Consider the following 16433-nt stretch of genomic DNA (forward strand, 5'->3'; position numbering starts at 1 on the left):
GATCTGAATTTTAAGCCATTAATTAATCAAAAAGCGCTTCTAAAAAGCCAAGGGTTTGTTTACGGTCTTTCACAATCATTACCGGAATGTTTTTTTCAACTTCCGCCAAGTCTTCCGAAGTCCGGTCAAGAATGACATTCGCCAAATCAGACTTGATCTTGGACCCGATCATAATCAGGTCAGCTTGGTTCATCAGTCCGTAGTGGTATAGCAGCTGGGCTTCATCATAGTTTTTGTCATATTGAAAAGAGCAAGGAATGGCCTGAGTATCCAGGTTCAGTCGCTTCATAAATTTCACATACTCTTTTTCACCATGCTTGCTCATCTTTACCTGCAACCGCTTTTCATCTTCAGGGGCATAGTTCGGAAAATGACTAATTGGAATTTTATAGGCGTGAAGAGCCATGATCCGCGCTCCGGTATGTTTACTTAAACCAACTGCTGTCCGCATAGCAATTTCTGACATTTTCGAAAAATCGATGCGCACCAGGATGGTGTCTATTTTAGCAACCGCCGTTTCACTCACCAAAACAACCGACGAAGGTGTTAAGGGCATTACCCGGCGGGCTAAAGAGCCTCTTCCGAAATAGCCAACTTTCTTTCCAAACAGGGTCAGGTTAATCTTCTTGTCACGTGTAAATTGCAACAAATTGTCCGACTTGATTCCTTCCAGCACCACCACTTCTGTAATGATTTCGTTGTGGTGAGGAAAAGCAGTGGCCAGCTTCTCTTCCAACTCTTCCTGAATCACTTTACTTATCGGCTGTTTCAGATCCGGAAATTCACTTAAAATTTCGCGCGGCAAATCATAGCTCTGCAACAAATGAAGGAAATAGATTTTTTGAGCATTCGTTTGTTCCACCAGGTAACTGGCATAATTAATCAAAAAATCATCCATCTCCGTCAGGTCCATGCAAACCAATATGTTATCTAATTTTTCCATAATCTTTACTGGTTTAAAACAACTATTTCGACTCTCTCTTTTTCAGAATATCGACAATGATTCGCTGATAATCCTTCTGTTCCTTCTCCCGCAAGCGTTCCATCATCTCGACATGCTCACCCCGTAATCCTTTCATCAAACTCCAGGCAATAATAATCAGAATAACAGCAAACGGTAGCCCGGTAGTAGTTGCGGCTGTTTGCAGTGCCTGCAAACCACCACCAACCAAGAGTACCGCAGCAATCGCACCCTCTGTTAGTGCCCAGAAAATACGCTGAGCAACAGGTGCATCCAGCTTCCCACCAGCCGTTAAGCTGTCAACCACCAGTGAACCGGAATCGGAGCTGGTGACAAAGAAACTGGCCACTAACACTACACCAACCATGGAAGTAATCGAGGAAATTGGAAACTGCTCCAGCAGCACATAAAGCGAAGTGGCCACATTGTCTTTTACCGCACCGGTGATATCGGCCAGGCCATTCAACTCAAGAAACATAGCACTGCCCCCAAAGGCCGACAGCCATAAAAAAGTCAGCAAGGAAGGAACAATCAGTACCCCTAAAACAAATTCTTTAAGCGTTCGTCCACGCGAAATACGGGCAATGAACATGCCCACAAAAGGCGACCAGCTGACCCACCAGGCCCAATAAAATACCGTCCAGCTGTTTTGCCAATCCGATTGCTGATAAGTCTCGGTCCAGAAACTCAATTCAAAAAAGTTCTGCACATAACTTCCCAGGTTCTGCACAAAGGAGTCGACGATAAACAAGGTAGGGCCCACCAGAATGATGAACAGCAAAAAGAGACCGGCCAGCACGATGTTGATTTCACTCAGTCGTTTCACCCCCGCACTCAGCCCGGCCACAACCGAACCTGTTGCTGCAAGCGTAATCAGAATTATTAAAATAACCTGGGTGTTGATGTTGTTGGGCAGATCAAACAGGTGAGCGAGTCCGGCACTTACTTGCTGCACCCCCATTCCCAGTGAAGTTGCCAAACCAAAAAGCGTAGCAACCACCGCCAGTACATTGATAATCTTTCCAACAGGGCCATTGATGCGACGCCCCAAAATAGGGTAAAATATGGAACTGATGGTCAAGGGAAGTCCTCTGTTAAACGTAAAAAAGGCCAGTGCCATGCCTACCAAGGCGTATATTCCCCAGGCATGCAGCCCCCAGTGCAAAAAGGTGAGCTCCATGGCTACCCGGGCCGCTTCTACCGTTTGATCTTCAGAGATGGGCGAATTAACAAAGTGATTCATGGGCTCACCCACACTCCAAAACAAGATTCCAATTCCCATTCCTGCACTAAAAAGCATGGCAAACCAAGCGCCCTTCGAAAATTCGGGTTTGGCATTCCGCCCTCCCAGTCTGATTTCGCCATATTTGCTAAAGGCGATGTAAAGCACGAAAACAAGAAAGAAATTGACTGCCAAAACAAAGAACCAGCCACCAGTATCAGAGATGGTATTCTGAATTTTACCGAACACCTCCTCCATGGGGTCGCCTACAATCAAGGTTATGGCAATAAACAAAATGACAACGATCGCTGCTGGCCAGAACACAGGAGCATCTACATCAAAGTATCTTTTCGTCGATTTTAATTCGGGATTAATTTCATAGTTTTCTTCTTGTTCTGCCATAGCTTTTCATATTAAGATTTACATTGTAAAGAGCTAGCAGGAAGTTACTTTAGGCTTTTGATGTAAGATAAGAAAACTGAAAGGCTAATGCAAACATACGGGGAAGCAATTGATTTGAATATAAGAACCATGCCCACAAACAGTGGTTCCAATCGATTAAAAAATCCGATCCTTTTTCAAAGATCGGATCCAATTAATGTCATCCGATAAAGGTGTTTCACCACACACTATCAGCTCGATAAACCATAGGCCTGTTTATGCTGCTTAAATGCTTCCATCACTTCCCGGGTGATGGGGCCCGGCTTACCGTCAGCCACCTGATGATCATCCAAGGTGGTAACCGGCATAATATGCTTGGTAGTGCTCGACAAAAAGACTTCATCGGCTGTTAGTAGTTCTTCCAGGCTCAGTTCAGCCTCTGCAAACGGCAGTTGTTTGGCTTTCAAAATCTCCAGCACTAAGCCCCGGGTAACACCTTCAAGCACATTTTCAGACGGAGTGATTACCTTCCCCGCTTTCACCACAAAAAGGTTACCACGCGAAGTTTCCTGTACTGTTTTTCCATTGTGGAACAGCACATCCGTCACTCGTGGATCGCTTTGTTCGTTCATCCAATATTGTCCGGCCAAGTAGTTCGTCGATTTGGCTTTTGGCAGAAAGCGGTCAAAAGCTTGCAGAACCAAACGAACCCCATCGGCATAAAACGAAGCAGGATAATCAGGCATTTGCGTAGGAAAAGCATACAATGATGCTTCATAATGCGCTTGAAAAACTGCCTCGTGTGGCAAAGCAAACAGCTTGATAAAGCCGTTCCTGAGCTTGTTACGTTCGATCAATTCTACAATGACCTCATTCAGGCGATCATCAAAATTGGTTTTGACCTTTAACAGCCGCATGCTTTTTAAAAACCGACTTACATGCCGATCGCCATAAAAAGGCTTTCCGTTAATCACCTCTAAAAACTCAAATGCACCGTAGCCCCGGTTAATCGAAAGGCTCGTAATGGGAATACTTATTTCCGATAAATTCCGGTAAGAACCATTGTCAAATCCAATCATAGCGTAAATAGTTGTTGCAACGAAATTACAAAGGATTATTCAGTTTCCAGGCGATCTATTTCTGAAAGAAACGATGAGCCAGATTCTTTTTCCAACCCAGATTCAACGCAAAGTCTACCAATCGTTGCTAACTAGGGATCAATCAATCTCTTTGGAGTTGCTACATTTGATCGGACAGTAAGTTAAGGTATGATTGGCCTTAAATTTTATCTTAGTATGATGAACAAGGCAAGAAGGACTTTTACAAGAGAATTTAAGCTTAACGCAGTTGAGCTTAGTTACGAAAGAGGCAACATAGTAGAGCTAGCTAATGAGCTGAAGATCCGTCCAGAGTTAATTTATCGATGGCGTAGTGAGCTAGCCAGTTGTGAGGGAGCAAGTTTCCCGGGAAACGGTAATCCTAAATTAACAGAAGAACAAAGAGAGATTGCTCGTCTTCAAAAGGAATTGGCAGACATGAAAATGGAACGGGACATCTTAAAAAAGGCGGTAAGCATCTTTTCCAAGAGCGATGGAAAGTTTTCCGGTTTATAACCGACAATAGCTCCATGTTTTCCATTGAAATGATGTGTAAAGTATTAGGCGTAAGCAGAAGTGGGTTTTATTCCTGGTTAAAAAGGAAACCTTCAAAACGGGCACTTGAAAATGAAGAATTAATGGTTCAGATACGATCGGTACATAAAAAGAGCAAAGAAACTTATGGCAGTCCACGCATCTGTGAAGAATTAAAGAAAGAATATATTCATGTGTCGCGACAACGTGTCGCTAGACTGATGAAAAAAGCCAATATCCACAGCAAAACAAAGAGACGTTTTAAATGTATCACCGAATCGAAGCATCAGCTTCAGGTGGCACCAAACCTGTTGAATCGGGAGTTTAAAGTGGATGAGTTAGGTAAAGTTTGGGTTTCTGATATTACGTATATACGCACTTCAGCAAGCTGGTTGTACCTGACTGTTATTATCGATTTGTGCGACCGAAAAGTAGTTGGATGGTCAACAAGTAGTACGCTTAAAACCATTGACACAGTTGTTCCTGCATGGAAAATGGCAGTTGCGAACCGTCCGGTAAATGATGATCTTATTTTTCATTCTGACAGGGGTATACAATACGCCTGTACCGAGTTTAAAGAGCTGCTGGCGTCAAATCCATTTGTAACACAAAGCATGAGCAGAAAAGGAGATTGTTGGGACAATGCCGTTGCTGAAAGCTTTTTCAAGACCTTAAAAACAGAATGGATCTACAGAAACAAGTATGCCACAAAAAAGCAAGCGAGAGTTTCTGTTTTTGAATATATAGAAACCTGGTACAATACCCAGAGAACCCATTCTGCTTTAAATTATTTGTCGCCAGTGGAATTTGCTGAATTAATAAATAAACAAAAATTGGCAGCGTAGCTTAACTCAATGTCCACTTTTTTGTTGCAAGTCCACTTCCCTTTTAGGCAATCCTCCATTCTCCCCCACGCCTAACCATCAAACTCAATCTTTCCACAGTTTATTATTACTTTTACAGCTCTAAATATTTAACTGTGAGTCAAAAAATACTATTCATCACGCCACCGTTCGCGCAGCTCAATACGCCGTATCCTGCAACCGCCTATTTGAAGGGTTTTCTAAATACAAAATCCATTCCTTCCCATCAATGTGATTTAGGGATTGAAGTCATTTTAGCCTTGTTCTCCACCAACGGATTGAGCTCTCTTTTTCAAGATATTGAAAGCAGAAATCCTGAGTTGTCCGATAACGCCCGGCGTATTTTTAGTTTACGCGATGAATACATCCATACGATTGATTCGGTCATTGCTTTCCTGCAAAACAAAAACACTGCTTTGGCTCATGTGATTTGCGAAAGAAGTTACCTGCCCGAAGCTTCCCGTTTTGCCCATACCGACGACTTGGACTGGGCTTTCGGAACCATGGGCTTGCAGGACAAAGCCAAGCACTTAGCAACGCTTTACCTGGAAGATCTTTCAGACCTGATTGTGGAAGCCGTCGATCCTCATTTCGGTTTTAGTCGTTATGCGGAACGCTTAAGCAGTTCGGCCAATACGTTTGATGAAATCCACCAATCACTGCTTGAACCAGACAGTTTTATTGATCGGTTGACACTGACTTTACTGGAGCAAAAAATAGCCAACTATCAGCCAACAGTGGTTGCTCTTTCGGTTCCCTTTCCGGGAAATTTGTACAGTGCCCTGAAATGTGGTCAATGGTTGAAAAAACACCATCCAGCAATTCCAAGAGTCATGGGTGGCGGCTTTCCTAACACCGAGCTGCGTTCACTTTCTGATCCTCGAGTGTTTGATTTCGTTGACTTTATTACCTTGGACGATGGCGAAGCAACGACTCTCCTGCTGCTTGAACACTTGGATGGCAAACGCGAAGCCGATTTGCTGAAACGTACGTTCAGACGCGTTAACGGAGAGGTAATTTACAGTGATGGCGCCACTGAAAGGGATATTTCGCAGGCCGATGTGGGCATTCCTGATTACTCCGACTTACCACTTCATCAGTACCTTTCAGTGATTGAAATTGCGAATCCCATGCACCGCCTCTGGAACGATGGGCGCTGGAATAAACTCACCCTGGCGCATGGCTGCTATTGGGGGCGTTGCACCTTTTGCGACACTTCGCTGGACTACATCAAACGCTACGAGCCCAGCAGCGTGCAGCTATTGGTCGACCGCATGGAACAGCTCATTAAGCAAACCGGGCAAATTGGCTTCCACTTTGTTGACGAAGCCGCTCCGCCTGCCTTGATGCGCGCCCTTGCCCTGGAAATTATCCGCCGCAAACTAAGTGTCGTTTGGTGGACCAACATTCGCTTCGAGAAAAGTTTTTCCTACGACTTATGCCAGCTCCTGAGAGCATCAGGCTGCATTGCAGTGTCCGGCGGATTGGAAGTGGCCTCCGACCGCTTATTGGGCATGATCAACAAGGGTGTTAGTTTAACCAAAGTAGCCAAGGTAACTGATAATTTCACCCAGGCTGGAATCATGGTGCATGCTTACCTGATGTATGGCTTTCCCACGCAAACAGCCCAGGAAACCATCGACTCCCTGGAAGTGGTCCGCCAGCTGTTTGAAGCAGGAGTCATTCAATCCGGATTTTGGCATCAGTTTGCCATGACAGCGCACAGCCCTGTTGGCCTTCATCCCGAAAAATTTAATGTCAAAATAGAAAATAAAACAGTGGGCACCTTTGCCAATAACGACCTGGTTCATAGCGATCCGAGTGGCTGCCAGCATGAGCTTTTCAGCGACGGACTAAAAGCATCGCTCTACAACTACATGCATGCTATTGGCTTTGATCTTCCGCTTCAGGAGTGGTTTGATTTCAAGGTGCCACACACCAAGGTCAATCCGCACTTTATCGAACAGGCGATCGAATCGCAGGAATACCAACTGGTCAGCTCATCCGCATCAATTGTTTGGATCGGAGGAAAAGCTACCATTGATTACTTCAGTAAAAAGAAGAAAAAACGAAGTTACCCGATGGCGCAGCTAAGGTTCTCGAATAAGCATTCAGAAGTCAGCATTCAACTGAAAGAACAGGAAGGAAAATGGCTCATGGCACAGCTTCCCAACTTGGCTGTTGCAAACATCAGTTTGCCAACCTTTGAAGAGCTGCAAACAAGTTTTGAGAAGGAAACAGGCGAAGATTTTATCCTTTTCTGGAACAGCAAGCCCATGATGAGCTTGAGAAAAAACGGTTTGTTGATGCTTTAGCAAACGAAATAAGCATTTAAAATCAATCGTTTTTGCATTGGTAATCTATTCTTTCGGCTCAAAATTTCGTTTATCTTTGTAGCCCTTAAACAGAATTGGTTTTCACCATAATAAAAACACCTTGAGATGTCAAAATACAAACGTACCCTAATTACTTCTGCCCTGCCGTATGCCAATGGACCAGTGCATATTGGTCACCTGGCCGGTGTTTACGTTCCGGCTGATATTTACGCCCGCTACCTTCGTTTGAAAAATGAAGAAGTTGCCTTTATCGGAGGATCGGATGAACACGGTGTTCCGATCACCTTGAAAGCAAAAAACGAAGGAGTTACTCCGCAAGATATCGTGGATAAATACCACGGCATGATCAAAGATTCATTTGCCCGCTTTGGTATTTCATTCGACGTGTATTCACGGACCAGTGCAGAAATTCATCATGAAACAGCCGCCGAGTTTTTCAAGAAGCTGTATGATGAAGGTAAGTTTGTAGAGCAAACCAGCGAGCAGTATTACGACGAAGAAAACAAGCAGTTTTTGGCCGACCGCTACATTGTTGGAACCTGCCCCAAGTGCTCGTTTGAAAAGGCCTATGGCGACCAGTGCGAAAGCTGCGGAACTTCGCTTAGCCCAACGGAATTGATAAACCCAAAATCCATGATCAGCGGTAATACGCCGGTGCTGAAAGAAACCAAACACTGGTACTTGCCACTTGACCAATACGAACCTTGGTTGAAAGAGTGGATTCTGGAAGGACACAAAGAATGGAAATCAAATGTTTACGGGCAATGCAAAAGCTGGATTGACAGCGGCCTGAACCCACGCGCTGTGACCCGCGACCTGAACTGGGGCGTTCCTGTGCCGGTTGAAGGTGCCGAAGGAAAGGTGCTATACGTATGGTTTGACGCGCCTATTGGCTACATTTCAGCCACCAAGGAGCTGACTCCGGACTGGGAAAAATGGTGGAAAGATTCGGAAACCAAAATGCTGCACTTCATCGGAAAAGACAACATTGTCTTCCACTGCATCATTTTCCCAAGTATGTTGAAAGCCGAAGGAACTTACATTCTTCCTGAGAACGTTCCAGCCAACGAATTCCTAAACCTGGAGGGGGACAAAATCTCCACTTCGCGCAATTGGGCGGTTTGGTTGCACGAATACCTGGATGAATTCCCCGGAAAAGAAGATGTACTGAAGTATGTATTGACTGCCAATGCTCCGGAAACCAAAGACAATGACTTTACCTGGAAAGATTACCAAGCCCGGAATAACAACGAGCTGGTTGCCGTGTTGGGTAACTTTGTCAATCGGGCGTTGGTGCTAACTCAAAAATATTACCAAGGCGAAGTGCCTGCTTTGGGTGAGCTAAACGAAGTAGACCAAGCGGCCTTAGCTGAAATTGGCCGCTTGAAAGGAGAAGTTGAGAAGAGTCTGGACAACTACCGTTTCCGTGAAGCGCTGAAATTAGCCATGGATTTAGCTCGTTTGGGCAATAAGTACCTGGCCGATGAAGAGCCTTGGAAAGTGGTAAAAACAGACCCGGAACGCGTTAAAACGGTCATGAATATCTGCTTGCAGATCACAGCCAACCTGACCATTATGCTGGAGCCATTCTTACCAATGAGCATGGATAAGCTTCGTCGTTTCCTTAACATGGAGAAATTGGAATGGAGCGAGCTGGGCCGCACGGATTTACTGGCTGCCGGACACCTGACCAACAAACCTGAATTGTTGTTCGAAAAGATTGAAGATGCCGTTATCGAAGCTCAGGTGCAAAAACTGCTGGACACTAAAAAAGCCAACGAAGCTGCTGAAGCTGTGGCCAAACCAGCAAAAGAAAATTGTACGTTCGACGATTTCATGAAAATGGATATCCGCACCGGAACCATTTTGGAAGCAGAGTTGGTTCCAAAAACCAAGAAACTGTTGCAGCTGAAAGTTGATACAGGAATTGATAAACGGACCGTTGTTTCAGGAATTGCCGAGCATTACAAACCCGAGGATATCATTGGAAAACAAGTTTCGATTTTAGTGAACCTGGAGCCACGCAAAATTCGTGGAATTGAGTCACAGGGCATGATTCTGATGGCTGAGGATGCCGATGGCACCCTACGCTTCGTTTCTCCGGAAGAAAAGGTGAAAAACGGCTCAGAAATACGTTAATAAAGACAGTCGTGCCAACACGTGTTGGCGCGCTTCCGTAAGTTGCCGTACTGCCTTTGCGGATCGGCCACCTACTCTACATATAACAAGAACCGCTTTTGTACGCAAAGGCGGTTTTTTTATTGCCCAAACTTCATCACGAATGGTATTGATCAAATGAAAAGCTTCAGTCCAAAGGGCATGTCGAAAATCTGATTACAAACTGTTTAATCCGAACAACGGTCAAACACCCGTAAAAACAGGCTTTCTATTTCTTATTTCAAACAAGAAACATGATTTTTGATCAGGTTATCTCATCTTCCAATCGTTTAATTTTGGCCCCTTCAAAAAATAAATACCATGAAAAAGTTATTGGGTGTTCTATTTTCAATCGTAATAGGCAGTAGCCTGTTTGCCCAACCAAGCGCGATTTACAATCCGGAAGCGAATGCTAAAGCTGTAATTCAACAAGCGGTCGAACAGGCCAAAGCGGAAGGCAAACATGTGTTTCTGCAAATTGGAGGGAACTGGTGCCCCTGGTGTATTAAATTCCACCGTTTTGTTGAAAACGACTCTGAAATCAAAGCTTTTGTTGATGCCAATTATGTGGTAGTCAAAGTGAACTACAGCAAGGAAAATAAAAACCTGGATGTACTGGAATCATTGGACTTTCCGCAACGGTTTGGCTTCCCGGTTTTTGTTGTTTTAGATGACAGCGGAGAACGTATACACACGCAGAATTCAGCCTATCTGGAAAAAGATGGTGCCTACGATCCCAAAGAAGTGCTCCTTTTCTACAAGCAATGGTCCCCCCTGGCTGTGGATCCAAACACTTATCATAAGTAATCAATAAAAAATATGATATTCATTCTTTCTTTTGGGCTGAAATAGCCTTAATTTGTTGAAGCAAAAATGTACTAATTTCATGAAAGCAATTGTAAAAAGTAAACCTGAACGTGGCTTATGGATGGAAGAAGTCCCCATGCCCAAAGTTGGACACAACGATGTCCTGATTAAGATAAAGAAAGCCGCCGTATGCGGTACTGACCTGCACATTTACAAATGGGATGAATGGGCCCAAAACACGATTAAAACGCCTGTAATCATCGGACACGAATACATGGGTGAGGTAGTTGAAGTAGGCTCTGAAGTGGATCGGGTACATGTGGGCGAACGCGTAACGGTTGAAGGCCATATTTCCTGTGGTTTTTGCCGGAACTGCCGGCGTGGACGTCAACACATTTGTGACCACACTGTAGGAATTGGCGTGCAGCGCGATGGTGGTTTTGCTGAGTATATTTCAGTTCCCGCCAAAAACGTATTAAAAGTAGATCCCCGCATTTCTGATGAAACAATGGCCATCATGGACCCTCTGGGAAATGCAACCCACACCGCCCTCTCCTTCCCGCTTTTAGGCGAAGATGTGCTGATTACCGGTATTGGTGGCCCCATTGGAGCCATGGCTGCTGCTGTCTGCAAATTTGCTGGTTCTCGTAATATTGTGGGAACCGACCTCAGTCCTTACCGACGTGAGTTAGCCCGCAAAATGGGTGCAACAAAAGTCATTGACCCCACCAAAGAAAGTGTTCGCGAAGCCATGGGAAGCCTGGGCATGGTTGCCGGATTCGACATTGGTTTGGAATGCAGCGGATCTCCCATCGCTTTCAACGACATGGTAGAGAATATGTATAATGGCGGGAAAATTTCCCTACTCGGCCTATTACCCAAACACACACAGATCAACTGGAGTAAGCTCATTTTCAAGGGACTAACCCTGAAAGGAATTTACGGCCGTGAAATGTACGAAACCTGGTACCACATGGAGATGATGCTGACATCAGGACTCGATATTTCGCCGGTTATTACGCATCGTATGAAAGCCGATAATTTCCAGGAAGCTTTTGACATTATGGAAGAAGGCAATTGCGGTAAAATTATTCTCGACTGGGAATAAAACAATACGGTCTTGTCTTTGAAGCTGAAATTACATAATTTTAGCATGAAATAATTATCACCTTATTCTTCTAATTATGAGAAAAAAACTTGCTTCACTTATTGGCGGCACTTTGCTGTGTGTCTTCGCTTTATCTTCTTGTTACACGTACACCAGCGTAGTTGGAGATGGTGCTCAAGGAAATAAAGAAGTTACTGAATGGAACCATTATGTAATCTATGGTTTGGCTCCGGTTGGCGTTTCAGATTCAAAGGAGATGGCTGATGGCGCAGAAAATTATGAAGTTACAACACGACAAACGTTTGTTAACGGATTGGTTTCTGGTTTAACCTTTGGCATATACACGCCTACCACGACAACCGTGAAGAAGTAGAGAACAGGCTAAGGAAGCCTAAAGTCTTAATGATCGAAAAAAAACATCCCTTCAGTTATTGCTAATAACTGAAGGGATCTCTATTTAAATCTCAATGAAAAAAGCAGCATTTGGTCTCGTTTCTATTGCTTTGATTTTTGTAATCATCCGGCTGATCAACCATCTCTTGCAAACAGATGGTTTTAACAGTTATGACTTCGGATACTTAACAGGCTTACTACTCATTGCCCTCTTACTTATCACCTTCTTGTTTCTTTTGATCAGGCGAATCAAAAAATCGTAACATTTTTAGCACGCGCAACCTTTTGCTAATAAGCCACAGCGCTACGATCCTGTTTTTTCACGTGGAACAAACCTTTTAAGCATCCAGCTCAACCCAGACAGGGCAATGGTCCGAATGAACCACATCGGCCAAAATACCAGCTCCTTTCACCTTTGATTTTAAGGATTCAGTCACCATGTGATAATCAATTCGCCAGCCCTTGTTGCGTGCCCGCGAGCCAGCCCGGTAACTCCACCACGAATATTGGTCCGGCTCGGAAACAATCTCCCGAAAACTATCACAATACCCATCATCAACAAACTGCTGGAACCACTCCCGCTCTTCCGGCAAAAATCCCGAAGTATTTTGCTGCTTCTCCGGATTGTGAATATCAATCCATAAACGACAAATGTTATAATCGCCCGAAACCACCAAATTGGGTCGTTCTTTGCGCAGTTCATTCAAATAAGCCTGAAAATCTGCCAGAAAATCCATCTTATAGTCCTGTCTGGGGCCTCCGGTAGTTCCCGAAGGAAAATAAGCACTCAGCACGCTTAAATCACCAAAATCAGCGCGGATCACCCTTCCTTCAACATCATATTTCGGGTTATTCATCCCATACTCCACATGGTCAGGTTTTTCTTTACACAAAATAGCCACACCGCTGTATCCTTTCTTTACGGCCGAGTGCGCATAAATTTGATAGCCCAGAGATTGAAAAGTTTCTTCCTCCATTTGCCCGGGCTGTGCTTTCGTTTCCTGAAGACAAATAATATCAGGAGCCTCATTGACTAACCAATCCTGAAAACCCTTTTTTATGGCAGCCCGTATGCCATTCACATTATAGCTTAAAATCCGTTTCACTATTTTTCTTACTTTTGAATTAGAATAGAAATCGAAAGATATACATTCTTCACCACAAAAATTTAGAAGTTGAATAAAGGAATCGTTATAAAATCTACCGGAAGTTGGTATACCGTCAAGTCTGAGACTGGCGCCAAAGTCGAATGCAAAATCAAAGGAAAATTCCGTTTAAAAGGGATTAAAAGTACCAATCCCATTGCTGTGGGCGACCATGTCGAATTCAAGTTTGTTGAAGAAGAAAGCGAAGAAAATACCAACGTAAATAATGGATTGATTACGAAGATTATCGAACGAAAAAATTATATTATTCGTAAATCGCCAAACCTCTCAAAACAATCGCACATTATTGCCACCAATATTGATCAGGCTTTTTTGGTGGTAACCATCAACTACCCGGTCACCACAACAACTTTTATTGATCGCTTTTTAGTTTCGGCTGAAGCCTATCGTATTCCATGTACTTTAATCTTTAATAAGATTGATCGTTACAACAGCCAACAACACCAACAAATGGATGAGCTTATTGAACTGTATGAAAAAATAGGCTACCGCTGTTTAAAAACGTCAACCAAGACCAAAGAAGGGATGGATACCCTCAAAAGTTGGATGCAGGATAAAACGAATGTTTTTGCGGGTCACTCAGGCGTTGGAAAATCAACCCTCATCAATACCATCGAACCAGGCTTGCATTTAAGAACAAAAGAAATTTCGGATTACCACCAAACCGGAAAACACACCACCACCTTTTCCGAAATGTTTGAGTTGAAGTTTGGAGGTTACATTATTGACACTCCCGGAATAAAAGGTTTTGGTGTTTTGGAAATGGAGAAGGAAGAAATATCACACTACTTTCCTGAAATGTTTCAGCTTCTTGAAAAATGTCAGTACTACAATTGCACGCATACCCACGAACCCAACTGCGAGGTGAAAAGATATGTCAATGAAGGTGAAATCGCTGATAGTCGCTATTTTTCATACCTCGGCTTGCTTGATAACGATGTGAAGTACAGAAATTGAGCTAGATTAAATAAAAAAACGAACGAATAAAAACAGTTAATAATTCAATCTAAAAATCTATTTATCAGCGGCTTAATTTGTAAAAATCGAACACTTTAACTGCTTTAGAATCGCCTATTTCATCGGCAACCAACCGATAGGGTTGTTTTTTTAAATTCTCAACGCTCTTAAATCGCTTTAAAAGTGCCTGAATGGTCTTCTGGCCCACTCCGGGGATTTTTTCAAGCTCCGACTGGATAAAATTTTTGGATCGTAATTTTCGGTGAAAGGTAATTCCAAACCGGTGAGCTTCATCCCGGGCAAATTGAATCAACTTCAAACTTTCAGAACTTTTATCCAGGTAGAGCGGAACCGGATCACCCGGGAAAAATATTTCCTCCAGTTTTTTGGCAATTCCTATGATGGCAATTTTTCCACGAAGCTTTAAATCCCCCAGCGCGTTCAATGCCATTCCAAGTTGCCCCTTACCCCCATCGATGATGATTAATTGTGGAAGCGTTTTCCCTTCATCCAACAATCGCTTGTAGCGTCGGTAAACAATTTCTTCCATCGAAGCAAAATCGTTAGGCCCCTCCACCGTCTTAACATGATAATGGCGATATTCCTTTTTAGCAGGTTTGCCATTTTTAAAAACAACACAAGCGGCAACCGGATTTGTACCCTGCAAATTCGAATTATCAAAACACTCAATGTGGCTGGGTAACTCCTTTAACTGAAGATCGCGCTGCAGGGTTTCTAAAATCCGACGACTACCATCTTTCGGCTTAGCAAGAGTTTGCTGTTTCTCTTTTTCCAAACGAAAATACTTCGCATTTCGAAGAGACAAATCCAGGAGTTTCTTCTTATCTCCCCTAACCGGAACTTTAAACGTGACTTTGTCCAATTCAAATTCCGGTTCGAAAGGAACAATTAACTCTTTAGCATTTGAAAATATTTTTTGACGAATATCAACAATCGCATATTCTAAAAGCTCCTCCTTTGTTTCATCCAAGGCTTTTTTTATTTCCGTGGTGTAAGTTTGAACAATCGCTCCGTTGATTACTTTCAAGTAATTGACGAAGGCTGCTTTTTCAACCACATCAATTGAAAACACATCCACATCTGTAATGGTAGCACTAACAACCGTGGACCGGTTTTGAAATTTCTCCAGAATTTGCAATTTCTCTTTGACCGAATTGGCCTCTTCAAACTGAAAATTCTCAGAATAACGATGCATTAATTCGCGCAAATAATTAATGACAACAGAAATATTCCCCTTTAAAATATTCCGGATTTCAGCAATGTACTCGTTGTATTCTTCTTCCCGCTGAAACGCCTCACACGGTCCCAAACAATTTCCAATGTGGTATTCTAAACAAACTTTGAGTTTTCCAGTACTTATATTTTCGTGCGAAAGATTGTATTTACACGTTCGCAGTTTATACAATTTCCGGAAAAGCTCCAGCAAGGTACGCACCGTCATAACCGAAGTGTAAGGACCAAAATATTGGGAGCCGTCGCGTATTACATTTCTGGTTTGAAACACTCTCGGAAAACGTTCATTTTTGATGACAATCCACGGGTATGTTTTGTCATCTTTCAAACGAATATTGTAGCGGGGCTGATATTTTTTTATCAGGTTATTTTCGAGCAACAAGGCATCTTGTTCGGTCTCCACCACCAAATGTTTGATGTCTGCAATAGCTCGAACGAGCAAGGCCGTTTTTCGATTTTCATGATTCTTTGAAAAATAAGAGGCTACTCGCTTCTTCAGATTTTTGGCCTTCCCAACGTAAATAATCTTGCCGGTATTATCAAAATACTGATAAATCCCAGGCTGATCCGGCAAGACGGAAACCTGCTTTTTTAAGGCATCCATGTTTCTATTTACGGCAGAATATTTCAACGATAAAAAATGCTAATTAGTACTCAACCAAGGTGTGGGTTTCATATTTCGAAAGGGTCTCTTTTTTTCCGTTTTCAATAAATTTCAAATCGCAGATAAACGAAAAATAGACCTTCTTGACATTCATTTTTTCAACCAAATTCAGAGCTGCCAAAGCCGTTCCTCCGGTCGCCAAAAGATCATCATGAATCAACACAACGTCGTCTTGACACAGGGCATCTTTATGCATTTCAATCGTATCTGAACCGTATTCTAACTCGTAAGATTCGGCAACAGTTTCGGCTGGCAATTTCCCCTTTTTGCGGATTGGAACAAAGCCGGCATCCAACAAATAAGCTGCAGCTCCACCAACAATAAAACCTCGGGATTCAAGTGAAACAATTTTGGTGATTCCTTTATCCTTGAATGTTTCGTATACTTCATTGACCACTTGCTTAAAGGCAACCGGATGTTTCAGCATCGTTGTAATATCTTTAAAACTAATCCCCTTTTCGGGGTAATCCGGCACCTCCCGGATGATTTCTTTTAAATTCATAGTTGATTTCTTTTTTGTGTTCCACGTGGAA

The 16433-nt window shown here is 43.2% G+C and carries 13 protein-coding genes; 7 read left to right on the forward strand and 6 right to left on the reverse strand.

The window, feature by feature from the left end; all coding sequences use genetic code 11:
* Nucleotides 1–22: 22 nt before the first annotated feature.
* The 3 genes from ACRD6K_RS09500 to ACRD6K_RS09510 form a co-directional block, all read right to left on the reverse strand.
* On the reverse strand, nucleotides 23–943 hold the full coding sequence (locus ACRD6K_RS09500; RefSeq protein WP_430973057.1) for a universal stress protein: 921 nt from the start codon (nucleotides 941–943) through the stop codon (nucleotides 23–25).
* Between the two features lie 22 nt (nucleotides 944–965).
* A complete protein-coding gene (locus tag ACRD6K_RS09505; protein ID WP_299578492.1) occupies nucleotides 966–2585 on the reverse strand; it encodes a BCCT family transporter in 1620 nt (539 codons plus the stop codon).
* A gap of 230 nt (nucleotides 2586–2815) precedes the next feature.
* Entirely contained in the window at nucleotides 2816–3643 is an 828-nt protein-coding gene (locus ACRD6K_RS09510) for an aminotransferase class IV (RefSeq protein WP_430973058.1), read from the reverse strand.
* Nucleotides 3644–3832: 189 nt separating this feature from the next.
* Here ACRD6K_RS09510 and ACRD6K_RS09515 point away from each other — a divergent pair.
* The 6 genes from ACRD6K_RS09515 to ACRD6K_RS09540 all read left to right on the forward strand — a co-directional run bounded on the left by ACRD6K_RS09515 (nucleotide 3833) and on the right by ACRD6K_RS09540 (nucleotide 11839).
* A protein-coding gene (locus ACRD6K_RS09515) for an IS3 family transposase (RefSeq protein WP_430973059.1) occupies nucleotides 3833–5040 on the forward strand; the annotation gives its coding sequence in 2 pieces (ribosomal slippage) (nucleotides 3833–4118 and nucleotides 4118–5040; 1209 coding nt in all).
* A gap of 134 nt (nucleotides 5041–5174) precedes the next feature.
* Nucleotides 5175–7373: a B12-binding domain-containing radical SAM protein gene (locus tag ACRD6K_RS09520; RefSeq protein ID WP_430973060.1), complete on the forward strand. Its 2199-nt coding sequence runs from the start codon at nucleotides 5175–5177 to the stop codon at nucleotides 7371–7373.
* A 126-nt stretch (nucleotides 7374–7499) separates the two neighbouring features.
* Nucleotides 7500–9533 (forward strand): methionine--tRNA ligase, encoded by a 2034-nt coding sequence (metG, locus tag ACRD6K_RS09525; RefSeq protein ID WP_430973061.1) that lies wholly within the window; start codon nucleotides 7500–7502, stop codon nucleotides 9531–9533.
* 339 nt (nucleotides 9534–9872) lie between these two features.
* Complete coding sequence (locus tag ACRD6K_RS09530; RefSeq protein WP_430973062.1) at nucleotides 9873–10358, forward strand: thioredoxin family protein; 486 nt, start codon at nucleotides 9873–9875, stop codon at nucleotides 10356–10358.
* 79 nt (nucleotides 10359–10437) lie between these two features.
* On the forward strand, nucleotides 10438–11466 hold the full coding sequence (gene tdh, locus ACRD6K_RS09535) for an L-threonine 3-dehydrogenase (protein ID WP_430973063.1): 1029 nt from the start codon (nucleotides 10438–10440) through the stop codon (nucleotides 11464–11466).
* A gap of 76 nt (nucleotides 11467–11542) precedes the next feature.
* Entirely contained in the window at nucleotides 11543–11839 is a 297-nt protein-coding gene (locus ACRD6K_RS09540; RefSeq protein ID WP_299578486.1) for a Bor family protein, read from the forward strand.
* 358 nt (nucleotides 11840–12197) lie between these two features.
* Here ACRD6K_RS09540 and ACRD6K_RS09545 read toward each other — a convergent pair whose 3' ends face one another.
* Nucleotides 12198–12965, reverse strand: coding sequence for an exodeoxyribonuclease III (locus ACRD6K_RS09545; RefSeq protein ID WP_430973064.1), 768 nt, complete (start codon nucleotides 12963–12965; stop codon nucleotides 12198–12200).
* Nucleotides 12966–13034: 69 nt separating this feature from the next.
* Between ACRD6K_RS09545 and rsgA the strand changes: the two genes are divergently transcribed.
* The gene (gene rsgA, locus ACRD6K_RS09550) at nucleotides 13035–13982 is read left to right on the forward strand and encodes a ribosome small subunit-dependent GTPase A (protein ID WP_299578484.1); all 948 of its coding nucleotides are present in this window, start codon (nucleotides 13035–13037) and stop codon (nucleotides 13980–13982) included.
* A 64-nt stretch (nucleotides 13983–14046) separates the two neighbouring features.
* Here rsgA and uvrC read toward each other — a convergent pair whose 3' ends face one another.
* A complete protein-coding gene (gene uvrC, locus ACRD6K_RS09555; protein WP_430973065.1) occupies nucleotides 14047–15840 on the reverse strand; it encodes an excinuclease ABC subunit UvrC in 1794 nt (597 codons plus the stop codon).
* A 43-nt stretch (nucleotides 15841–15883) separates the two neighbouring features.
* Nucleotides 15884–16402, reverse strand: a complete 519-nt coding sequence (locus ACRD6K_RS09560) for an adenine phosphoribosyltransferase (RefSeq protein WP_430973066.1) — start codon at nucleotides 16400–16402, stop codon at nucleotides 15884–15886.
* Nucleotides 16403–16433 lie beyond the last annotated feature (31 nt).

This window comes from Sunxiuqinia rutila, from assembly GCF_050589705.1.
GTDB classification, from domain to species: Bacteria; Bacteroidota; Bacteroidia; order Bacteroidales; family Prolixibacteraceae; genus Sunxiuqinia; species Sunxiuqinia rutila.